Source organism: Izhakiella australiensis, from assembly GCF_002006995.1.
Lineage (GTDB): Bacteria > Pseudomonadota > Gammaproteobacteria > Enterobacterales > Enterobacteriaceae > Izhakiella > Izhakiella australiensis.
On record NZ_MRUL01000008.1, the window covers coordinates 43,904 to 65,978 of the forward strand.

22 protein-coding genes and 1 other RNA gene are annotated in these 22,075 nt (G+C 55.5%); 17 read left to right on the plus strand and 6 right to left on the minus strand.

The window, feature by feature from the left end; all coding sequences use genetic code 11:
• Window positions 1-144 precede the first annotated feature (144 nt).
• The 3 genes from mscS to BTJ39_RS12735 all read left to right on the plus strand — a co-directional run bounded on the left by mscS (window position 145) and on the right by BTJ39_RS12735 (window position 2,695).
• Window positions 145-1,059 (plus strand): small-conductance mechanosensitive channel MscS, encoded by a 915-nt coding sequence (gene mscS / locus BTJ39_RS12725; RefSeq protein ID WP_078003080.1) that lies wholly within the window; start codon window positions 145-147, stop codon window positions 1,057-1,059.
• A gap of 157 nt (window positions 1,060-1,216) precedes the next feature.
• On the plus strand, window positions 1,217-1,837 hold the full coding sequence (gene argO, locus BTJ39_RS12730; protein ID WP_078003081.1) for an arginine exporter ArgO: 621 nt from the start codon (window positions 1,217-1,219) through the stop codon (window positions 1,835-1,837).
• A gap of 135 nt (window positions 1,838-1,972) precedes the next feature.
• Entirely contained in the window at window positions 1,973-2,695 is a 723-nt protein-coding gene (locus BTJ39_RS12735; protein WP_078003082.1) for an oxidative stress defense protein, read from the plus strand.
• A 76-nt stretch (window positions 2,696-2,771) separates the two neighbouring features.
• Here the strand turns inward: BTJ39_RS12735 and BTJ39_RS12740 are convergent, their stop codons facing one another.
• The gene (locus BTJ39_RS12740) at window positions 2,772-3,674 is read right to left on the minus strand and encodes a LysR family transcriptional regulator ArgP (RefSeq protein WP_078003083.1); all 903 of its coding nucleotides are present in this window, start codon (window positions 3,672-3,674) and stop codon (window positions 2,772-2,774) included.
• A gap of 209 nt (window positions 3,675-3,883) precedes the next feature.
• Between BTJ39_RS12740 and rpiA the strand changes: the two genes are divergently transcribed.
• Window positions 3,884-4,543 carry a ribose-5-phosphate isomerase RpiA gene (gene rpiA, locus BTJ39_RS12745; RefSeq protein WP_078003212.1) on the plus strand — a complete coding sequence of 220 codons (660 nt, stop codon included), beginning with the start codon at window positions 3,884-3,886 and terminating at the stop codon, window positions 4,541-4,543.
• Between the two features lie 346 nt (window positions 4,544-4,889).
• Window positions 4,890-6,128 (plus strand): phosphoglycerate dehydrogenase, encoded by a 1,239-nt coding sequence (gene serA / locus BTJ39_RS12750; protein ID WP_078003084.1) that lies wholly within the window; start codon window positions 4,890-4,892, stop codon window positions 6,126-6,128.
• Between the two features lie 36 nt (window positions 6,129-6,164).
• Here serA and BTJ39_RS12755 read toward each other — a convergent pair whose 3' ends face one another.
• From BTJ39_RS12755 to zapA, 3 genes are all read right to left on the minus strand, one after another.
• Window positions 6,165-6,773 (minus strand): 5-formyltetrahydrofolate cyclo-ligase, encoded by a 609-nt coding sequence (locus BTJ39_RS12755; RefSeq protein ID WP_078003085.1) that lies wholly within the window; start codon window positions 6,771-6,773, stop codon window positions 6,165-6,167.
• 90 nt (window positions 6,774-6,863) lie between these two features.
• Window positions 6,864-7,047, minus strand: a non-coding RNA gene (ssrS, locus tag BTJ39_RS12760) — 6S RNA.
• Window positions 7,048-7,087: 40 nt separating this feature from the next.
• A complete protein-coding gene (zapA, locus tag BTJ39_RS12765) occupies window positions 7,088-7,417 on the minus strand; it encodes a cell division protein ZapA (RefSeq protein WP_078003086.1) in 330 nt (109 codons plus the stop codon).
• Between the two features lie 171 nt (window positions 7,418-7,588).
• Here zapA and BTJ39_RS12770 point away from each other — a divergent pair, with 171 nt between their 5' ends.
• The 9 genes from BTJ39_RS12770 (at window position 7,589) to trhA (ending at window position 18,615) form a co-directional block, all read left to right on the plus strand.
• Window positions 7,589-8,167 carry a YecA/YgfB family protein gene (locus BTJ39_RS12770; RefSeq protein ID WP_078003087.1) on the plus strand — a complete coding sequence of 193 codons (579 nt, stop codon included), beginning with the start codon at window positions 7,589-7,591 and terminating at the stop codon, window positions 8,165-8,167.
• A 40-nt stretch (window positions 8,168-8,207) separates the two neighbouring features.
• Complete coding sequence (gene pepP, locus BTJ39_RS12775) at window positions 8,208-9,521, plus strand: Xaa-Pro aminopeptidase (protein WP_078003088.1); 1,314 nt, start codon at window positions 8,208-8,210, stop codon at window positions 9,519-9,521.
• A gap of 1 nt (window position 9,522) precedes the next feature.
• Window positions 9,523-10,701, plus strand: a complete 1,179-nt coding sequence (gene ubiH, locus BTJ39_RS12780) for a 2-octaprenyl-6-methoxyphenyl hydroxylase (protein ID WP_078003089.1) — start codon at window positions 9,523-9,525, stop codon at window positions 10,699-10,701.
• A 9-nt stretch (window positions 10,702-10,710) separates the two neighbouring features.
• On the plus strand, window positions 10,711-11,910 hold the full coding sequence (ubiI, locus tag BTJ39_RS12785) for an FAD-dependent 2-octaprenylphenol hydroxylase (protein WP_078003090.1): 1,200 nt from the start codon (window positions 10,711-10,713) through the stop codon (window positions 11,908-11,910).
• A gap of 390 nt (window positions 11,911-12,300) precedes the next feature.
• Window positions 12,301-13,398: a glycine cleavage system aminomethyltransferase GcvT gene (gene gcvT, locus BTJ39_RS12790; RefSeq protein ID WP_078003091.1), complete on the plus strand. Its 1,098-nt coding sequence runs from the start codon at window positions 12,301-12,303 to the stop codon at window positions 13,396-13,398.
• Between the two features lie 25 nt (window positions 13,399-13,423).
• Entirely contained in the window at window positions 13,424-13,810 is a 387-nt protein-coding gene (gene gcvH, locus BTJ39_RS12795) for a glycine cleavage system protein GcvH (RefSeq protein ID WP_078003092.1), read from the plus strand.
• An 82-nt stretch (window positions 13,811-13,892) separates the two neighbouring features.
• Complete coding sequence (gcvP, locus tag BTJ39_RS12800; RefSeq protein WP_078003093.1) at window positions 13,893-16,766, plus strand: aminomethyl-transferring glycine dehydrogenase; 2,874 nt, start codon at window positions 13,893-13,895, stop codon at window positions 16,764-16,766.
• Window positions 16,767-16,887: 121 nt separating this feature from the next.
• Complete coding sequence (locus tag BTJ39_RS12805; protein WP_078003213.1) at window positions 16,888-17,631, plus strand: SDR family oxidoreductase; 744 nt, start codon at window positions 16,888-16,890, stop codon at window positions 17,629-17,631.
• A gap of 330 nt (window positions 17,632-17,961) precedes the next feature.
• Window positions 17,962-18,615 carry a PAQR family membrane homeostasis protein TrhA gene (trhA, locus tag BTJ39_RS12810; RefSeq protein WP_078003094.1) on the plus strand — a complete coding sequence of 218 codons (654 nt, stop codon included), beginning with the start codon at window positions 17,962-17,964 and terminating at the stop codon, window positions 18,613-18,615.
• A 27-nt stretch (window positions 18,616-18,642) separates the two neighbouring features.
• On the opposite strand, the gene ygfZ is transcribed toward trhA, so the two are convergent.
• A complete protein-coding gene (ygfZ, locus tag BTJ39_RS12815; protein WP_078003095.1) occupies window positions 18,643-19,632 on the minus strand; it encodes a tRNA-modifying protein YgfZ in 990 nt (329 codons plus the stop codon).
• Window positions 19,633-19,858: 226 nt separating this feature from the next.
• Here ygfZ and sdhE point away from each other — a divergent pair, with 226 nt between their 5' ends.
• The gene (gene sdhE, locus BTJ39_RS12820; RefSeq protein WP_078003096.1) at window positions 19,859-20,125 is read left to right on the plus strand and encodes an FAD assembly factor SdhE; all 267 of its coding nucleotides are present in this window, start codon (window positions 19,859-19,861) and stop codon (window positions 20,123-20,125) included.
• A complete protein-coding gene (locus BTJ39_RS12825; RefSeq protein ID WP_078003097.1) occupies window positions 20,106-20,513 on the plus strand; it encodes a protein YgfX in 408 nt (135 codons plus the stop codon). Before sdhE ends, BTJ39_RS12825 begins: the two co-directional genes overlap by 20 nt.
• Window position 20,514: 1 nt before the next feature.
• On the opposite strand, the gene fldB is transcribed toward BTJ39_RS12825, so the two are convergent.
• Window positions 20,515-21,033 carry a flavodoxin FldB gene (gene fldB, locus BTJ39_RS12830; RefSeq protein ID WP_078003098.1) on the minus strand — a complete coding sequence of 173 codons (519 nt, stop codon included), beginning with the start codon at window positions 21,031-21,033 and terminating at the stop codon, window positions 20,515-20,517.
• A 124-nt stretch (window positions 21,034-21,157) separates the two neighbouring features.
• Between fldB and xerD the strand changes: the two genes are divergently transcribed.
• Window positions 21,158-22,051 carry a site-specific tyrosine recombinase XerD gene (gene xerD, locus BTJ39_RS12835; RefSeq protein WP_078003099.1) on the plus strand — a complete coding sequence of 298 codons (894 nt, stop codon included), beginning with the start codon at window positions 21,158-21,160 and terminating at the stop codon, window positions 22,049-22,051.
• The last annotated feature ends 24 nt before the right edge of the window (window positions 22,052-22,075 follow it).

Genomic DNA, 22,075 nt, shown 5'->3' on the forward strand with positions numbered 1-22,075 from the left:
GTGGAATAATCAGCAACTATCAGGCGTAACAGACGCTAGCTCTGGCAGAATGACCAATTTGTGCTTAGGCTTAAATAGGCTTAACGCTAAGCATTTCATTAATTGGCACATTATTCCTACGGGGATAAAAATCAGGGTACAAAAATGGATGATTTAAACGTTGTTAACAGTCTAAACCATGCCGGAGGCTGGCTGGCGCGCAATCAGGCGCTGTTGCTGAGCTACGCCGTTAACATTCTCGCGGCGTTGGTTATTCTGATTATCGGGATGATGGTTGCGCGTATCGTTTCTAACGGCATCAGTAAGCTTCTGATTAGCCGCAGCGTCGATAAAACCGTTGCTGACTTCCTCTCCGCGCTGGTGCGCTACGGCATTATTGCTTTTACGCTAATCGCCGCACTGGGCCGGGTGGGTGTGCAGACGGCCTCGGTGATTGCCGTGTTGGGTGCCGCAGGTCTGGCTGTCGGTCTGGCGTTGCAGGGGGCGCTTTCCAACCTCGCGGCAGGGGTGCTGCTGGTTACCTTCCGACCGTTCCGCACCGGCGAGTTTGTCGATCTGGGCGGCGTAATGGGAACCGTAATTAGCGTACAAATTTTCTCGACCACCTTAAAGACCGCCGACGCCAAAATTGTGGTGGTGCCAAACGGTAAAATCATTGCCGGCAATATCGTCAACTATTCCCGCGAACCGGTACGGCGTAACGAGTTTATTATCGGCGTTGCTTACGAAGCCGATGTAGACGAAGTTATTGCTCTGCTACGCGGCGTGGTTGAAGCCGATAAGCGCGTTCTGCAGGATATGGGCATTCAGATTGGGCTGAACGAGCTGGCGGCCTCATCGCTAAACTTTGTCGTGCGCTGCTGGAGTAAAAGTGGCGATCTGCAGGACGTTTACTGGGACCTGCTGAAAAACTTTAAACGCGCGCTGGATGCGAAGGATATTGGCATTCCTTATCCACAAATGGATGTCCATTTGCATCACAGCAAAGGGGAGAGCAAAACGCAGAATCCTGATGAAAATCCGGGCCAGTCAGAGACAGGTTTAGAAAAACCGCTCTGAATCAACAATCCGATAATAAAACGGGCGCTGCGGTGCCCGTTTTAGTTGCTGCTGGCTGATTATTAACACGGCTAATGCAGCATTATTAATTTCCATTTCATCTTATAATCGTATCGGGCTAGACTGCCTCACGTCGATAAGTATGTGAGGAACCAGGATGTTAGCTGTTTATTTTCAAGGAATTGCGTTGGGCGCCGCATTGATTCTCCCCCTTGGCCCGCAAAATGCGTTTGTCATGAATCAGGGGATCCGCCGTCAGTATCATCTGATGACGGCCAGCCTGTGTACGCTCAGCGACATCATACTGATTTGCGCCGGCGTTTTTGGCGGCAGCGCGCTGCTCACCCGTTCGCCATTGCTGCTAACGGTGATCACCTGGGGCGGAGTGGCTTTTCTGCTGTGGTACGGCTGGGGGGCGCTGCGCACCGCGTTTAGCCGTGAAATTGAACTGCTGCAGGTTGAGACGCTGCGTCAGAGCCGCTGGCGCATCGTGATGACGATGATGGCTGTGACCTGGCTAAATCCGCATGTCTATCTGGATACCTTCGTGGTGCTGGGCAGCCTGGGGGGCCAGCTACCGGCCGCACAGCGCACCTGGTTTGCTCTCGGTACCATCAGCGCCTCGCTGCTGTGGTTTTTTGGCCTGGCGCTGCTGGCTTCATGGCTGGCGCCCCGGCTGGTTTCCCAACGGGCCCAGCGGATTATTAACCTGCTGGTGGGCGCGATTATGTGGTTTATTGCTTTGCGCCTGGCGCAGCAGGGGATTTCCATGTTGTAAAACCGGGTAAACCGGCAATAATGTCAGAACTTTTCCCACTTTCATAACTCAGAGCATCACCCATGTTGCGTGACCGCCTGCTGTGCCAAACTCAGCGGTTACCGTGAATGATAATTCTCTTCAAGGAGGACTGAAGTGAAAATGAAAGCCCTGGCATGTGCCACTCTTCTGGGTTTGAGCATCATGCCTGCTATCAGCCAGGCAGGCGAGTTGCCTAATGGACCCCACGTAATTACCTCCGGCCATGCGAGCGTTGATGCCACTCCGGATATCGCGACGCTGACGATTGAAGTCAGCGTATCGGCAAAAGAGGCGGCGGAGGCTAAGAAGCAGGCCGATTCCCGCGTGCAGCAATATTTTGATTTTCTTAAGCAGCAGGGCATCGAAAAGAAAGATATCGATGCTGCAAACCTGCGCACTCAGCCGGAATATGATTATCTGAAAGATGGCAAATCACAGCTGAAAGGCTATCGGGCGGTGCGTCAGGTTCAGGTAACCCTGCGCAAGCTGGATAAGCTCAATGACCTGCTGGATGGGGCGCTGAAATCCGGTCTGAATGAAATTCGCGCCGTCGATCTTGGCGTAGCCAACCCGCAGCAGTATCGCGATAAAGCCCGTGAAGAAGCCATCAAGAATGCGACTGAGCAGGCTGATGAGTTAGCCAAAGGTTTTCATGTCAAGCTGGGGCCGGTCTACAGCATTCGCTATCACGTAGCCAACTATCAGCCGGTTCCGATGACGCGCATGTTCAAAATGGCGGATTCAGCGGCGGTAACCTCTGCGGCGCAAACCTATGAACAGCAGAGCATCCACTTCGACGATCAGGTTGATGTGGTGTTTGAACTGAATAATCAGTAATCAGGCAGAACGGCCAGCACAAATGTCTGGCCATCTCAGCCAGCAGAACCGGGCGCCTTCAGGCGCCTTTTTTTCGTCAGGCGGCATCCTGGCGCAGCAGGCGATGACCATGCTCAATCAGGGCATCTGTTACGCGGCGCATCAGGCGACTTTCCGGCGCGAAACGATGCCAGTAAAGCATTCGACGCTGGTAAAGCCCGGGCGTCAGGTCGATCAGTTCGCCGGACGCCAGCTCTTTCTCTATTTGCAGATGCGGGATCATGCAGCATGTCGTTCCCTGACGGGCCAGCTGCACAAACGCTTCGGATGAATTAACGATGTGGCAGGGAACGCTGCCAGGCGACAAATCAAAATTCTGCTGCAAAAAAGCCTGATGCATGTCGTCAAGATGATCGAAGGCGACCACCGGCGCTTTCAGCAGCGCCGAGCGGGTGACGCCATTAGGAAAGTAGCGGGCGGCAAATTCCGGCGAGCTGACGAACAGGTAATCCAGTGCACCGAGCTGGCTGACCAGGCAGCTCGGTAGCGGCTGAGGCTGGATACTGACCGCGCCAACCACCTCGCCCCGACGCAGGCGTTCCTGCGTGCGGCTCTCATCTTCAACTTGCAGGTTCAGCCTGACGGGCGAATCGCTCAGCACATTTTTTAGCGCCGGCAGCAGCCAGGTCGCCAGGCTGTCAGCGTTAACCGCCAGCGACAGCAGCAGCGGCGTAGTGCCGCTGCCATTTTCATTTCCCAGCCACTCTTCTTCCAGCAGCTCTACCTGATGCAGTAATGCCAGCAGCTTCTGCCCCTGCTCGGTTGGGCGCGGGGGAATGGTACGAACCAGCAGGGGCTGACCAAACATGTTTTCCAGCTGCTTAATGCGCTGCGACACGGCTGACTGCGTGATGCACAACTTTTGCGCCGCGCGTTCAAATCCTCGTTCACGAATAACAGCATCCAGCGCCTGAAGCGTTCGATAATCCGGGCGTTTCATGGGGTTGTGGGGTCTCCTTCAGGTGGGATCTGGCAAAACGATTTATCACTATGCCATAGTTTTTTATTTTTCATGAAAAAAGGTCTGTTTATTTCTTATTGAACTGAAGAGGAGAAGGGAATACGCATTTATCGTTATCAGTCAGGTAATTTATTGCCAGCTTCTTTATACTGAGGCCACTTTTATCGGGCTGCATGGGTTAAATTATGATGACGCAGGATGAACTGAAAAAAGCCGTCGGCTGGGCGGCGCTGGATTATATTACTCCCGGTACCATCGTTGGCGTTGGCACCGGCAGCACGGCCGCGCATTTTATTGATGCGCTGGGATCGATAAAACATCAAATTGAGGGGGCGGTTTCCAGCTCCGACGCTTCGACGGCGAAGCTTAAAAGCCTGGGTATTCCGGTATTCGATCTTAATAACGTCGATCGACTGGCGGTTTATGTTGATGGCGCTGATGAAATTAACCCCCAAATGCAAATGATTAAAGGGGGCGGTGCGGCATTGACCCGCGAAAAGATCGTCGCCGCCGTTGCCGATAAATTTATTTGTATTGCCGACGCGTCGAAACAGGTGCCGGTGCTGGGCAAATTTCCGCTGCCGGTTGAAGTTATTCCTATGGCGCGCTCTTATGTCGCGCGGGAGCTGGTTAAGCTGGGGGGGCTACCTGAATATCGTCAAAGTGTGGTGACGGATAACGGCAACGTTATTCTGGACGTGCATAATCTGAGCATTGTCGATCCCTACGCGCTGGAAAGGGCGATTAACGCGCTGCCCGGCGTAGTTACCGTCGGGCTGTTCGCCGCGCGCGCCGCCGATGTGGCGCTGATTGGCGGTCCGGATGGGGTAAGAACCATCAGCAAATGATCTGGCCGGCTGCGGGTGAAGCCGTCGCATTTCTGCGAGGGTTTCACCCGGCGCTTTTTATAGTAAAAAAGATATTTTATTTATCAGACACATTTTGGTGACTTATATCACAAAATGGCCATTTCCAGTCGATTGTTTCTGCCAACGGTCATGAAATTGCCATTATCTGTCGTTACCCGCCTTACTGCGGGCGCAGTATGCTAGTCGTCAGGCAGGGGGCCGTATTGCTGACGGCGAAAATTTTGTTATTTTGACAGAAGACAGTCTTATTACTGCGGTGACTCAACTTAGCAAACGCGGAGTAAGGCCAGTATTCATTTTTGCAGTCAGCTTATAGGGTCGGGAAATGGCAAAAGTATCACTGGAAAAAGACAAAATTAAATTTCTGCTGGTGGAAGGCGTTCATCAGAGCGCGCTGGAAAGCTTGCGCGCCGCCGGATACAGCAACATCGAATTTCATAAAGGCGCCCTCGACAGCGAGGCGCTGAAAGTGGCGGCACGCGATGCGCACTTTATTGGTATCCGTTCCCGCACGCAGCTGAGCGAAGAGATTTTTGCCGCTGCGGAAAAACTGGTCGCTGTCGGCTGCTTCTGTATCGGAACCAATCAGGTCGATCTTGGCGCCGCCGCTAAGCGCGGTATTCCGGTGTTCAATGCGCCTTTTTCTAATACCCGCTCGGTCGCTGAGCTGGTGATTGGCGAGCTGCTGTTAATGTTGCGTGGCATCCCCGAAGCGAACGCCAAGGCGCACCGCGGTATCTGGAATAAGCTGGCGGTGGGTTCGTATGAAGCGCGCGGTAAAAAGCTTGGCATCATCGGCTATGGTCACATCGGTATGCAGCTGGGCGTGCTGGCAGAATCGCTGGGGATGCATGTCTTCTTCTATGACATCGAAAACAAGCTTCCTTTGGGCAATGCTACTCAGGTTCAGCATCTGTCCGATTTATTGAATATGAGCGATGTGGTTAGCCTGCACGTACCGGAAACGCCGTCAACGCAAAATATGATTGGCGCGAATGAGCTGGCGATGATTAAACCCGGCGCGCTGCTGATTAACGCCTCGCGCGGCACGGTGGTCGATATTCCCGCACTCTGTCAGGCACTGACGAATAAGCATCTTTCAGGCGCGGCGATTGACGTATTTCCTGTGGAACCCGCCACCAATAACGATCCGTTCAATTCGCCGCTGTGCGAGTTCGATAATGTGCTGCTGACGCCACATATCGGCGGTTCTACTCAGGAAGCGCAGGAAAACATTGGTTTTGAGGTTGCCGGTAAGCTGTCGAAATACTCTGATAATGGTTCAACGCTCTCTGCGGTCAATTTTCCTGAAGTTTCTTTGCCGATGCACGGCGAGTCAGTCAGTCGCCTGCTGCATATCCATGAAAACCGTCCCGGCGTGCTGACAGCAATCAACCAGATTTTCGCCGAGCAGGGTATTAATATCGCCGCCCAGTACCTGCAGACCAGCCCGCTGATGGGTTACGTCGTTATCGATATTGATGCGGAAGAGGAACTGGCGGAAAAAGCGATACAGCTGATGAAAGCTATCCCTGGCACCATCAGAGCCCGCCTGCTTTATTAAGTCAAAACGGCCAGGCCGGATCCACCGGTCTGGCCGTCATTTAACCTTGCCTGCCAGTTCCCATTGCCATAATTTCGCCGGCGTAATCACCGCTGGCAGCGGAATATCCCAGCTGGCGCTGGGCAGCCGTTCCACGTGCTGACAATCGTGCGCGAGGCCTAGCGGATAGAATCCGTGCTGGCGCCAGTTCTGCAGCGTCCTGTCATAAAAGCCGCCCCCCATGCCGAGACGCTGTCCAAGGCTGTCGAAGGCCACCAGCGGAACAAATAACACGTCCAGCTTATTCAGCGGCAGCAGACAGCGCACGTCCAGCGGCGGTTCGGGGATGCGCAGGCGGTTTAAATGCAGAGGGGTTGCGGTATCGTAATGCAAAAATAGCAGCTGTCCGGCAGAGAAGGGGTGAAGGACCGGCAGATAAACCTGCTTTTTTTCGTGCCACAGGCGGGCAATCAGCGGACGAGTATTAAGCTCGCCGTCCATTGAAAGAAAAATCGCCACGTTTCTCGCCTGCTGTACTTGCGGCAGCGCCATGGCATGTTCCGCCGCCAGCTCAGCGGCTTGCTGCTGCTGATCGTCGCGCAGCGTGCGGCGCAGATGACGCATATGAGTACGAATATCCTGGCGGTCGCGCAGAGAAACTGACATGCCGATCTCCTGTTCAGCGTTGATGCTGTTCAGAATACGATCGGATAAGGCTTCAGGACAACTTAAATGGGGTACCCGACAAGGGTAAGGGGGATCTCCGAGATGCCGCCGCAGGCTGTAACCCTTGAACCCTTGGTTCAAGGTGAATGCGTCGTCGCGGCTATCAGGCTTCCCGGACGAACCGGGCATGCGCACAAACCGCGGAGCGCCGCATTCTGTGCTTTTGAAATATCGGCTCAGGGGACTGGCCCGCTTGCAAACATCTCAGAGAAAGTTGACAACACTGTCAGTGTATCACAATGGACAATGTCGTGTTATTCGAACTTCGCACCCTGGCGATTTGTAATGTGACCTTGCTCAACTAACGCCTGCTCGATGGTCTGTTGCAGCATACGAATGCGCTGCTCCATGTTAGCGGCGTAGTCACGCGTTTTACCTTTTTCCTGCGCCAGTTCGTAGCAGAGGTTCAGCGCGGCAATAAACACCAGTTGCTCGGTATTTGTGACTCTAGTGCGAACTTTTAAATCTTGCAACCGCTGATTAAGATCTTCCGCCGCTGCGTTTAACGCATCCTGCTGTTCAGGCGGACAATTTACTCTTAAAGAACGGCCAAAAACCTGTATATCTACTGGTTGTGCAGACATGCCACCTTCCTGACTGATTTACTGCGCCCGCTACGCCCTTTCCACTCAATGGGTTGCGAGGGACGCCACTATATATATCCCCGGGGGAAGAAACAACCCCCTTTCTGGAATCCGTAAGCCACCTGGTGGTAGCATAACACGAACTCCAACCGTCAACGATGATGATTACCTATGTCTCTTTCCAATATGGTCCCAGGCTATGCCGCTCTCGCTTCCGCTCTCAGCCAGCAGGGGGTCGGCATGACGCCTGCGGAAATGCACGGATTAATCAGCGGCATTGTATGCGGTGGTAACCGTGATAATAGCTGGCAGGCACTGATTTACGATCTGACTAACGAAGGCAATGCTTTTTCACAGTCGCTGAAACAGCCTGTTGAACAGCTTCATCGTACGATTACCGCCACGCTGGAAGATGACAGCTTTGAGTTTCAGCTGCTGCTACCGGACGATGAAATTGTTACAGTATTTGATCGAGCCGATGCGCTGGCAGGCTGGGTAAATCACTTTTTACTGGGCCTCGGGGTCACGCAGCCTAAACTGGATAAGGTAACCGGTGAAACCGGCGAAGCTATTGACGATCTGCGTACCATTGCTCAGCTCGGATATGACGAAGATGAAGACCAGCAAGAGCTGGAGGAGTCGTTGGAAGAGGTGATCGAATACGTACGGGTCGCCGCCTTGCTTTGCCATGAAACCTTTTGCCGCCCGCAGCCAACGGCGGTGGAAATGAAAAAGCCCACCCTGCACTGAATAGCGTGTCAGCGTTTCAGGGATTGATTCAGGAGTAGTGATGATTCAACCACAAGAATTTGTTCGCCGTCGTCAGCAGCTGGTCGACCAAATGGCACCGGCCAGCGCGGCACTATTTTTTGCCGCGCCGGAAGCCACCCGTAATGCTGACAGTGAGTACCCGTTTCGCCAGAACAGCGACTTCTGGTATCTGACCGGATTTAACGAGCCGGAAGCGCTGCTGGTGATTATTAAGAGCGCTGAAAATCACAGCCATACGGTGTTGTTTAACCGTCTGCGGGATTTAACCGCTGAAATCTGGTTTGGCCGTCGTCTCGGTCAGGATGCGGCGCCGCAGCGCCTGAATCTCGACCGGGCGCTGGCGTGGGATGAGCTGGAACAGCAGCTGCCGCAGCTATTGAACGGCCTGGACGTGGTTTATCACGCTCAGGGACTGTATGGCTTCGCTGACAGCGCGGTATTCGCTGCTATTGAACGCCTGCGCAACGGCAGCCGGCAAAACCTTTCGGCGCCGGCGACCTTGACGGACTGGCGCCCGATAGTTCACGAGATGCGGCTGTTCAAATCGCCGGGCGAGCTGGCGGTTTTACGTGAAGCCGGACGCATCAGCGCGCTGGCCCACACCCGCGCGATGCAGCAATGCCGCCCGGGAAACTTCGAGTATCAGCTTGAAGGCGAGATTCTGCACGAGTTTACTCGCCACGGGGCGCGCTTCCCCTCGTATAACACCATCGTTGGTGCCGGAGAAAACGGCTGTATCCTGCATTACACGGAAAATGAAAGCCGGATGCAGGATGGCCAGCTGGTGTTAATTGATGCCGGTTGTGAACTCTACGGCTATGCCGGCGACATTACGCGGACCTTTCCGGTTAACGGCAAATTCAGCGCGCCGCAGCGTGAGATTTATGACATCGTGCTGGCCTCACTCGACAAAGCGCTGACGCTGTTTGCTCCGGGAACCAGCATTCGCCGCGTTAATCAGGAAGTGGTACGCATTATGGTTACCGGCCTGGTGGCGCTCGGTATTTTGCAAGGAGAGGTTGATACGCTGATCGCTGAACAGGCCCATCGTCAATTCTTTATGCACGGCCTGTCGCATTGGCTGGGGCTTGACGTTCACGATGTCGGTCATTATGGCGTCGATCGCGATCGACCGCTGGAGCCCGGAATGGTGCTCACCGTCGAACCGGGACTGTATATCGCGCCGGATGCGGAGGTGCCAGAACGCTATCGCGGCATCGGTATTCGCATTGAGGATGACATCGTGATTACCGCTAATGGTAATGAAAATTTGACGGATTCGGTGGTTAAAAAAGCGGAAGAGATCGAGGCGCTAATGGCGGCGGCACAATAATATGCGGGTAATAATCGCCGGAGGCGGTATGACCGGCGCCACGCTGGCGCTGGCGCTTTCTCATCTTTCGCAGGGAAGGCTGCCCGTTACGCTTATTGAAGCCAGTGAGCCGGACTCGCAGCGCCATCCAGGCTACGATGGCCGCGCTATTGCGCTGGCGGAAGGAACCTGCCAGCAATTGATGGCGCTGAATATCTGGTCGCATCTGCAGACGGCGGCAACCGCTATCCGTGAAGTGCAGGTCAGCGATCGCGGCCATGCCGGTTTCGTGACGCTCGACGCGCAGGAGTATGCTATCAGCGCATTGGGGCAGGTCGTGGAACTGCACGACGTCGGGCAGCGGCTGTTTGGCCTGTTGCGCCGTGCGCCAGGCGTATCACTGCTTTGCCCGGATCGCGTCGCACAAGTTGAACGTGACGCCGGACAGGTAACGGTCACGCTGGACAGTGGTGCGGTTGTCAGCGGCTCGCTGTTGATCGCGGCAGATGGAAGTCGTTCCGGCGTTGCGGAGGCCTGCGGCCTGAGCTGGCAGCAGGAACCTTACAATCAGGTGGCCGTTATTGCCAACGTTACCAGCTCCGAACCGCATCGCGGGCGGGCTTTTGAGCGCTTCACCGAATATGGACCGCTGGCGCTGCTACCCATGTCAGAAGGACGCAGTTCGCTGGTGTGGTGCCATCCGCTGTCCCACCGCGGGCAGGTGGATGCCTGGAGCGACGCCACCTTTTTACGCCGGTTGCAACAGGCCTTTGGCTGGCGACTGGGCGCCTTTACCGCCGTTGGTCAGCGCGCCAGTTATCCCCTGGCGTTACAGTGCGCTTCGCAGCGCATCGCGCATCGTCTGGCGTTGGTGGGCAACGCAGCGCAAACGCTGCATCCGATCGCCGGGCAAGGTTTTAATCTCGGACTGCGTGACGTTATGTCGCTGGCGGAAACGCTCACCGTCGCCTGGCGAGCCGGTGAAGATCCCGGTGGCTATGCTGTGCTGCAGCGCTACCAGCAGCGGCGTCAGTCTGATGCTGATGCAACTATCAGTCTTACTGACGGACTGGTGCGTATTTTTGCCAATCATCATCTGCCGCTGGTGGCGGGCCGTAATCTTGGCCTGCTGGCGATGGATCATTTTCCCCTGCTACGTCGCCGGCTGGCCGATCGGACGCTGGGTTGGGTTTCGCGTTAAGGAGAGACTATGCAATCTTATGATGTTGTCATCGCCGGCGGGGGTATGGTCGGGCTGGCGGTTGCCTGCGGTCTGCAGGGCTGCGGTCTTCAGGTTGCGGTTCTGGAGCGTGATGAGGCGCCTGCGCCGCTTACCGACCCGACTCCGCAGCTGCGCGTATCGGCAATTAATGCTGCCAGCGAGCGTTTGCTGCAGCATCTGGGCGCCTGGGATGCCATCGCGCAGCGTGCGGCGCCTTACCATGGTATGGATGTCTGGGATAAAGACAGCTTCGGGCATATTGCTTTTGACGATGACAACCAGGGGATCAGCCACCTCGGGCACATTATTGAAAACCAGGTTATCCACCATGCTCTGTGGCAGCGCGCCGACCAGCTGAGCGACGTGACCCTAATAGCGAACGCCAGCCTGCAGCAGGTGGCGTTTGGCGATAACGAAGCTTTTATTACCTTGCAGGATGGCAGCATGATGACTGCCCGTCTGATGGTTGCGGCCGACGGCGCTCACTCCTGGCTGCGCGATAAGGCGGATATCCCGCTTTCATTCTGGGATTACGAGCATCATGCGTTGGTTGCTACCATCCGCACTGACGAGCCGCACCAGTCCGTTGCCCGTCAGGTGTTTCATGGTGAGGGTATTCTGGCGTTTCTGCCCCTCAGCGATGCGCATCTTTGTTCTATCGTCTGGTCATTGCCGCCGCAGGAGGCTGCCCGGCTGCAGGCGATGCCGGCGGCGCTGTTTAATCAGCAGCTAACGGTTACCCTGGATGCGCGTCTCGGCCTCTGTGCGCTGGAGAGTGAGCGTCAGGTTTTCCCGCTGATGGGACGTTTCGCCCGCAGCTTTGCCTGCCACCGGCTGGCATTAGTCGGCGATGCGGCTCATACCATCCATCCGCTGGCGGGGCAGGGGGTGAATCTTGGATTTATGGACGCCGCCGGGCTTATCGGCGAATTGCGCCGCTTACAGCGCGCTGGCAAGGATATCGGCCAGCATCTTTATCTGCGCCGCTATGAGCGCAGTCGCAAACATAGCGCGGCGCTAATGCTGGCAAGCATGCAGGGCTTTCGCGAGCTGTTTGCCGGCGAAAATCCGGCAAAGAAACTGCTGCGCGATATCGGCCTGACGCTGGCTGACAGGCTGCCGGGCGTAAAGCCGCAGTTAGTTAAACAGGCCATGGGATTGCACGATCTGCCTGAATGGCTGCGCTAGGTGCAGAACGCTTACCTCAGGGCCTGCAATGCAGGCCTTTTTTACACCTTCGTTTGTCATACTCATTTGAAATAATCTAATCTTACCCGCCCATTCGCATTATATTTTTTAATGCGAACGCCAACTTTATGAAGTTATTTTTCAGCTATAAACGCCGTTATCTTTAATAATGGTCTGCAATCAGAGCCATAAACCATGCCATTTGTGCGTAATAACACAGTAATCCAGTGAAAAACCCTGGAGAATAGCGGCTCTGGGATGGCCTGGTCAGCCGGCTTCGCCCTCGTATACCTTATGGTTATCCGCCGCGAACGATGGTAACTTCAGAGAAAAGGTAACGTTTGCGTAGCGCAAACCGGGCTGAAAATATCTTGGCTAATGGAAATAACGATGACTCAGCATACCCCCCTGTTCGAACAGCATCAGACGTGCGGCGCCCGCATGGTGGACTTTCATGGTTGGATGATGCCGCTGCACTATGGTTCGCAGATGGATGAGCACCATGCCGTGCGTAGTGACGCTGGCATGTTTGATGTTTCCCACATGACGATTGTTGATCTGCACGGTGCGCGCACCCGTGAATTCCTGCGCTATCTGCTGGCTAACGACGTGGCAAAGCTGACCCAGCCGGGTAAAGCGCTTTACACCGCCATGCTGAACGCCTCGGGCGGCGTCATCGACGATCTGATCGTTTACTTTATGACCGAGGATTATTTCCGACTGGTGGTGAACTCGGCCACGCGGGAAAAAGATCTCGCCTGGATTCGCGGTCATGCTGAAGGCTATGGCGTTACTCTGACCGAACGTGATGACCTGGCGCTGATCGCCGTACAGGGCCCCAACGCCCAGCAAAAAGCGCGGAGCTTATTGAGCGATGCCCAGCGTGAAGCGGTCGCCGATATGAAGCCTTTCTTCGGTGTACAGGCCGGCGATCTGTTTATTGCCACGACCGGCTATACCGGTGAGGCTGGCTATGAGATCGCGTTGCCGCAGCAGCAGGCGGCGGCATTCTGGCAGCAGCTGGTAGCCGCCGGCGTGAAGCCTGCCGGCCTCGGCGCCCGTGATACGCTGCGTCTGGAAGCCGGGATGAACCTTTACGGCCAGGAAATGGACGAGCGCGTTTCACCGCTGGCGGCCAATATGGGCTGGACCATCGCCTGGCAGCCGGAATCACGCGATTTTATTGGCCGCGCCGCGCTGGAAGCTCAGCGCGAGCAGGGAACCGAGCAGCTGGTCGGTTTAATCATGACGGAGAAAGGCGTACTGCGTAACGAGCTGCCGGTGCGTTTTACCGCCAGTGATGGCAGCGCAGCAGAAGGTGTGATTACCAGCGGTTCATTTTCACCAACGCTCGGTTGCAGCATTGCACTGGCGCGCGTCCCGGCTGGCATTGGCGAACAGGCCATCGTTCAGATCCGCAACCGTGAGATGCCGGTAAAAGTGACTAAACCCGTTTTTGTTCGTGCCGGTAAGCCGGTCGCCCAGTAATTTTATTTTTAGGAGAAGCCAGGCAATGAGCAATGTACCAAATGAACTGAAATATCGTGAAAGCCATGAGTGGGTCCGTAAAGAAGCCGATGGCACTTTCACCGTCGGTATTACCGAGCACGCCCAGGAGCTATTGGGCGATATGGTGTTTGTTGACCTGCCGGAAATCGGCGCCACCTTCAGCGCAGGCGATGATTGTGCCGTTGCCGAGTCGGTAAAGGCCGCGTCCGATATTTACGCGCCGATCGGCGGTGAAATTGTCGAGGTTAACAGCGCGCTTGAAGCCGAGCCCGAGCTGGTTAACAGCGCCCCATACGCCGGCGGATGGCTGTTCAAAATCAAAGCCAGCGATGAAAGCGAGCTGGATTCGCTGCTGGACGCGGATGCGTATAAAGCTTCCATCGAAGAGTAATGTGTTGCCACGCCGGGCGCGAGTGCCCGGCGTACCTACAGACCGACCTTTAGACTCACGCCCGTATCAGGATTGACCGCTAATGACTCAGACACTCAGCCAGCTTGAACATAACGGTGCCTTTATTGAGCGCCACATTGGTCCTTCTGCCGAACAGCAGGAGGCAATGTTGCAGGCCACAGGAGCCCGCTCCCTTGATGAACTGACCGCCAGCATTGTGCCTGCGGATATTCAGCTTCCGGCGCCGCCTGCCATCGGCGACGCGCTGACCGAACATCAGGCGCTGGCCGAGCTGAAGGCGATCGCCAGTCAGAATCAGCGTTACAAATCCTATATCGGCATGGGATATACCCCGGTCCTGACGCCGCCGGTTATCCTGCGTAATATGCTGGAAAATCCCGGCTGGTATACCGCTTATACCCCTTACCAGCCAGAGGTTTCCCAGGGCCGTCTTGAGGCGCTGCTTAACTTTCAGCAGGTAACTATCGATCTGACCGGCCTTGACGTAGCCTCGGCTTCATTGCTGGATGAGGCTACCGCCGCTGCGGAAGCGATGGCGATGGCTAAACGCATCAGCAAGCTGAAAGGGGCCAATAAGTTTTTTATTGCCGATGATGTTCACCCTCAGACGCTGGACGTGATGCGCACCCGTGCCGAAACCTTCGGCTTTGAGATTTTGGTGGATAAAGCGGATAAAGCGCTGGACCATCAGGATCTGTTCGGCGTGCTGCTGCAGCAGGTAGGCACCACTGGCGAAGTACATGATTATCGCGCGCTGATTGCTGATATTAAGGCGCGTAAAGTGATAGTCAGCGTCGCCGCTGACTTTATGGCGCTGGTAATGCTGGATGCACCGGGCAAGCAGGGCGCTGACATCGTTTTTGGCTCCGCCCAACGCTTCGGCGTTCCTATGGGCTATGGCGGTCCGCATGCCGCTTTCTTCGCCGCGCGCGATGAGCATAAGCGTTCGATGCCGGGACGTATTATTGGCGTTTCCCGCGATGCCGCAGGCAATACCGCGCTGCGTATGGCAATGCAAACGCGCGAGCAGCATATTCGTCGTGAAAAAGCTAACTCCAATATTTGTACATCTCAGGTGCTGCTGGCTAATATCGCCGGATTGTACGCGGTCTATCATGGACCGGCTGGCCTGAAGCGCATTGCTACACGCATCCATCGCCTGGCCGATATTCTGGCGGCAGGTCTGACGCAGTCCGGTATGACGCTCCGCCACTCCTGCTGGTTTGACACGCTTACCGTCGAGGTGGCCGATAAGGCCGCGGTGCTGGACCGCGCGCTCAGCTTCGGTGTGAATCTGCGTACCGATGTTCTGAATGCGGTGGCAATTACCCTTGATGAAACCACCACCCGCGAAGATGTCACTACGCTGCTGGCTATTTTGCTGGGTGATGACCACGGTCTTAATATTGATACCCTTGACGGTGCCTTGCTGAAAGCAACCCCGTCGATTTCCGCTGAGCTGCTGCGTCAGGATGACATACTGACCCATCCGGTATTTAACCGTCATCACAGCGAAACTGAGATGATGCGTTATATGCATAGCCTTGAGAAAAAGGACCTGGCTCTGAACCAGGCGATGATCCCGCTTGGCTCCTGCACGATGAAGCTTAATGCGGCGGCGGAAATGATCCCGATTACCTGGCCGGAATTCGCCGATCTGCATCCGTTCTGTCCGGCGAATCAGGCGGCGGGCTACCTGCAGATGATTGGTCAGCTATCACAGTGGCTGGTGCAGCTAACCGGCTACGATGCGCTCTGCATGCAGCCAAACTCCGGCGCGCAGGGCGAATATGCCGGACTGCTGGCAATCCGTCGCTATCATGAAAGTCGTAACGAAGGCCAGCGTCATATCTGCCTGATCCCAAGTTCCGCTCATGGTACTAACCCGGCATCGGCACAGATGGCCGGCATGGGCGTGGTGGTGGTGGCCTGTGATAAACAGGGCAATATCGATTTGCACGACCTGCGCACAAAATCAGAAGCCGCTGGCGACGCCCTCTCCTGCATTATGGTGACCTACCCCTCTACCCACGGCGTATATGAAGAGACGATCCGCGAGGTGTGCCAGATCGTTCATCAGTACGGCGGCCAGGTCTATCTTGACGGCGCCAACATGAACGCGCAGGTGGGTATTACCACGCCTGGCTACATTGGCGCCGACGTTTCGCACCTGAATCTGCACAAAACTTTCTGCATTCCGCACGGCGGCGGCGGCCCCGGTATGGGACCGATCGGGGTGAAAGCGCATCTGGCGCCTTTTGTGCCTGGTCACAGCGTGGTGCAAATTGACGGCGTGCTGACCCAGCAGGGGGCCGTATCCGCGGCGCCGTTCGGCAGCGCCTCTATCCTGCCAATTAGCTGGATGTATATCCGCATGATGGGCGCCGGAGGGCTCAAGCAGGCCAGCCAGGTGGCGATACTGAATGCTAACTATATTGCAACGCGCCTCGCCTCCGCGTATCCGGTGCTGTATACCGGCCGCGATGGTCGCGTAGCCCATGAATGTATTCTCGATATTCGCCCGCTGAAAGAGCGCACCGGTATCAGCGAACTGGATATTGCTAAACGCCTTATCGACTATGGTTTCCATGCGCCGACGATGTCTTTCCCGGTTGCCGGCACCTTAATGGTTGAGCCAACCGAGTCTGAAAGTAAAATTGAGCTGGATCGCTTTGTCGACGCCATGCTGGCAATTCGCATGGAGATTGACCGCGTAGAGGCCGGCGAGTGGCCACTTGAGGATAACCCTCTGGTTAATGCGCCTCATACCCAGCTGGAGATGGTTAGCGAATGGGCGCATCCTTACAGCCGCGAGCTGGCCGTTTTCCCGGTGAGCAGTGAGAATAAATACTGGCCAGCGGTGAAGCGTCTCGACGATGTGTTCGGCGACCGTAATCTGTTCTGCTCCTGCGTGCCGATGAGCGATTATCAGTAAACAGGATTTTAATTTTCAGCCCGGTTTATCCGGGCTTTTTTATGTCCCGGGCTGGCCGTAGATTATTTTGCTGGCCGACGATATGCTGGGCATTGTTGTCAAAATGTTAAGCGGAACCACGATGGATACCATTCTTATTACCGGCGCCAGCCGTGGCATCGGACGGGCGACGGCGCTGCTGCTGGCGGCTGGCGGTCACCAGATTGCAGTTAACTATCGGCAGCGCGCCGATGCCGCCGAACAGGTGGTGGATGCCATTACGGCCGCTGGCGGTAAGGCGTTTTCCGTTGCGGCTGATATCAGTGAGGAAGCGCAGGTTGAGCACATGTTTGCCGTACTGGATCAGCGCGGCGCGCGTCTCACCGGTCTGGTGAATAATGCGGGTATTTTATTTCGCCAGGGACGCGTTGAAACGCTGGATGCTGCGCGTATCAACCGTACTTTTGCCACCAACGTCACGGGTACCTTCCTTTGCTGTCGTGAAGCGATAAAGCGCATGGGCACCCATTGCGGCGGTCAGGGTGGGGCCATTGTTAACGTTTCCTCAGCAGCCTCACGCGTCGGCGCCCCCGGCGAATATGTCGACTATGCGGCATCAAAGGGCGCCATGGATACTCTCACCAAAGGCCTGTCGCTGGAGGTGGCTGCTCAGGGGATCCGGGTTAACGGCGTCAGGCCGGGCTTTATCTATACTGAAATGCACGCCGACGGCGGCGAAGCCGGACGCGTCGATCGCATTGCGCCTGCGATTCCCATGCAGCGCGGTGGCCAGCCGGAAGAGATCGCTCGCATCATTGCCTGGCTATTAAGCGATGAGGCATCCTATGTGACCGGCAGCATCATTGACGCCGCAGGCGGGCGCTAAAAGATCTGCCGGCTTTGCTCAACGCGCCTCTTGCAGCCTGCGATAGCAGACCGAAAACGCACCATCCCCGGCACAAATGCACGCTGATTGTCATCAGCGTGCAATAAAACCGTGCCAGCTTGTCGCACATTAGTCCGGCTTGCTGCGCGTGGCATGCATCCTCTCTCTTCGCAGTTGATGACATCAAAAACTTACAGTTTATTTTTTAGCGTACACTTGTACACTCAAATGGCACTCAGGTAAGCTGGTTTCGTTTTGAGCGCCCGGGGTTTTTCGCCAGCCGCGGACGAAAGGTAGGTGAAGCAATATATTTGAGCGGAGAATATGCGGATGGCCGAGAGTTCTGCACTGGAAAAGGGATATTCACTGGCCGAAGAGCTTGCCAATAGCATTAGCCATGGTATTGGCTGCGTGCTGGGAATTATTGGGCTGGTACTGATGCTGATGCAGGCGGTGGAGCTTAAGGCTGGTACCACGGCCATCGTCAGCTATTCGCTGTATGGCGGCAGCATTATTTTGCTGTTTCTGGCATCAACCCTTTACCACGCCGTTCCCTATGAGCGAGCGAAACGCTGGCTGAAAAAGGTAGACCACTGCGCCATTTACCTGCTAATTGCCGGTACCTACACCCCATTTTTACTGGTTGGCCTTAAATCAACGCTGGCGCATGTCCTGCTGGTCGTGGTCTGGCTGCTGGCGCTGATGGGGGTGATTTTTAAAATGGTATTTGCCCATCGCTTTAAGGCGCTATCGTTAATAACCTATCTGGCAATGGGCTGGCTATCGCTGATAATGGTGTATCAGCTGGCAATGAAGCTGTCGCCCTGGAGCGTATGGCTGCTGGCTATCGGCGGGGTGATTTATTCGCTGGGGGTAATTTTCTACGCGATTGAGCGCATACCTTATAACCATGCCATCTGGCACGCTTTTGTACTGGGTGGCAGCGCCAGCCACTTCTTTGCTATCTATCTGTACGTCAAATAAAACGGGGGATTTGCATCCCCCGCTATATCAACTCTCTTCTGTCAGGCTGTAAGGCAGGGGCTGGATACGCAGCTTGCCGCCCTCATCGCCCTGCACGCGCAGCACGGTATCGGCGTCTAAATCATTGTTTAGCACCGCCTGCAGCCAGAGCTGTCCGTCATCGAGCTGCGCTGCGCTGAGAATGGTGCCGGTGCGGCGCCAGTTTTCGCCCATCTGCATCTCCAGCGCATCGCCGCCTTGTGGAACCCGACCGGCCTGACCCGCCAGCCAGTAAAGCGCCCGCTTATTGGCGCCACGATACTTCGCCCGCGCCACCATTTCCTGACCGGTATAGCAGCCTTTTTTAAAGCTGATGGCATCCAGCGCCTGAAGATTAACTGCCTGCGGAATAAACTGCTCGCTGGCCGCGCTATCGAGCACGGGTATGCCGGCTTCTATATCCAGCGCCAGCCACTGCGGGCTGTTATTCAGCTGAATCTCTTTGCCCAGCTTTTCCTGCAGCTCGCCGACTTTTTGCGCCGGCAGAACCAGCAGAAAGCGCTCATCCGGCTGGCTGAAGAATAGCAGCGTGGTTTCATCTTCGGTGACCACCTGGTTTTCCGCGTCTGGCACAGAGGTGAACAGGTTGCTTAACGCTGCGCGGGCGCCGAAGCCGGCGATGCCAAGTACCACGGCGTCGTCATCGGAGGCGATAGTCAGCTTGGCGAAAATCGCATATTTTTTCAGTTCGGCTATCTGCTTTTCCTCGATGCTGCGACGCACCAGGTAAGCGAGATGCTCGCCACGCCAGAACAGACGCAGATTGCTCCACATTTTGCCTTTGGCATCGCAGTGGGCGACCGGACGGTGCTGATTGTTTTGCAGCGCGGCAACGTCCAGCGTCAGCTGACCTTGCAGATAGCTGACGGCGTCCGGCCCGCTGACGTTAACCAGCGCCCACTCTTCCAGAGAAATGAGCGTAAGGGGTAACCGTGCTGAGGCCACCGGCTGACGGGGAGGGAAAGCGAAACGGGTCATGGTGTTATCCTGAATCAGTCAGAAACGAGTAAGATCTGTTTTAATGGTAAAATAGCTGACTGCCTTTGCAACCAGTTTCCCTGCTTAGTGGCACAAATCGCGTGATGACCGCTAAATTTTTGTGGCTTTGCGGCCAGCTGCGCAAAGCGAGGATTTGTCCTTCATGGCGCGGATAAAAAAGCGCTACACTAGGCAATCATTTTGTACAGAAGGAGCCCGCGGGTTTATGGATATTAATGATAAAGCACGTATTCACTGGGCATGTCGTCGCGGCATGCTGGAGCTGGATATATCCATTATGCCTTTCTTCCGTTATGAATATGACAGTCTGAGTGACGGTGACAAGCAGCTGTTTATCCGGCTGCTGGAGCATCCGGACCCGGATCTTTTTAACTGGCTGATGAATCACGGCGAACCTGATGATTCCGGGCTTAAACGTATTGTCAGTCTGATTCAGGAGCGAAATCAGCAACGTGGCCCTGTGGCAATCTGAACTCTATGTTTCCTGGCGCGCGCAGTGGCTGTCACTGGTGCTGCACGGTATAGTGATGCTGGCGCTGCTGCTGGCGCCCTGGCCGACAAATTATACTTTAGTGTGGGTCGTTCTGCTTATTCTGGTGGTACTGGAGTCCATTCGCAGCCAGCGTCGCATAAGCAGTCGGGAAGGCGCAATCGCGCTGCTGCCGGGCAGGCAGCTACACTGGCGTAATCGGCAGTGGAGCATTGTGCGTCGCCCCTGGATAGGTCAGCAGGCGATTCTGCTGACGCTGCGCGGCGTTAGCGGCGGCCGTGAAAATCTCTGGCTGATGCGGGACAGTATGTCCACGCGCGACTGGCGACGGCTGCGACTGCAGCTGCTTAATCCAGTCGCGACGGACTAAACTACAGCTTTGCCGCCATTTCAGTCAGAATTTGTTCACACCAGTTCGCCAGTCGCTCGTCACTCAGGTCATACTGATTTACATCGTCCAGCGCCAGCCCGACAAATTGCTTGCCATCCGGCGTAAGGGGTTTTGCGCTGATAAACTCATAGCCTTCGTTAGGCCAGTAGCCGATAAACTGGACGCCCATCGGCATCAGTAGATCGTGCAGCATGCCGAGCGCGTCGAGAAACCACTCGCTATAACCCAGCTGGTCGCCCATCCCGTAAAGTGCGACGACCTTGCCCTGTAAGTTAAGCGCCGGAATGTCCGTCCAGATAGCTTCCCAGTCTTCCTGTAACTCGCCGAAATCCCAGGTAGGGATCCCCAGAATCAGCAAATCGTATTGCTCCATCAGGGCCGGGGAATCGTCTTTCAGATTGTGCAGCGTCACCAGCTCTTCGCCAATAATCTCGCGAATTTTTTCCGCCGCCATTTCGGTGTAACAGGTGCTGGAACCGTAAAACAGACCGATTTTCATGGTAAAACAACTCTGTAAATCATACGCCTGCGTCGATTGTATCAGAACTGCATGCTTCTGAGGCATAATGCGCACGAATGTCGCCATGGTGATGGTGTTCGGCAACCCAAGTAGAGGAATGCAAATGGACGATCGCGCGTTAACCGAACAGTTTCTCGACGCGATGTGGATTGAGCGTAACCTTGCGCAGAATACGCTGGCCGCTTATCGCCAGGATCTGCGCACGCTGACCGACTGGCTGGCCCATCAGAATCATACCCTGACCGGGGTTGATAGCGTGACGCTGCAAAGCTTCCTCGCTGAACGCCTGGAAGGGGGCTATAAAGCCACCAGCTCTGCGCGCCAGCTGAGCGCCATGCGGCGTTTGTTTCAGTACCTGTGGCGAGAAAAAATACGTGACGACGATCCCTGCGCGCTGCTGTCATCGCCTAAGCTTCCGCAGCGGTTACCGAAGGATCTCAGCGAAGCACAGGTTGATCGCTTGCTGCAGGCGCCGGGCAGCGACGATCCCATCGAACAGCGGGATAAAGCCATGCTGGAATTGCTTTACGCTACGGGGCTGCGGGTTAGTGAACTGGTGGCGCTGACGCTGAGTGACGTTAGCTTACGCCAGGGCGTGGTGCGCATCATCGGTAAGGGCAATAAAGAACGTCTGGTGCCGCTGGGTGAAGAGGCGGTGTACTGGATCGAGCAGTTTATCGCCTACGGTCGTCCTTTATTACTTAACGGACAGACGCTTGACGTGCTGTTCCCCAGTAAGCGCGCGCGGCAAATGACGCGACAAACTTTCTGGCATCGAATCAAATATTACGCCACACTGGCAGGCATTGACGGTGAGAAACTTTCGCCGCACGTATTGCGCCATGCTTTTGCCACGCATTTATTGAATCATGGGGCTGATTTACGCGTTGTACAGATGTTGTTAGGCCACAGTGACCTGTCAACCACGCAAATTTATACGCACGTCGCGACCGAGCGGCTGCGCCAGTTACATCAACAGCATCATCCCCGAGCGTAGCGTGTACGGAAGTGCCGCGGAAGA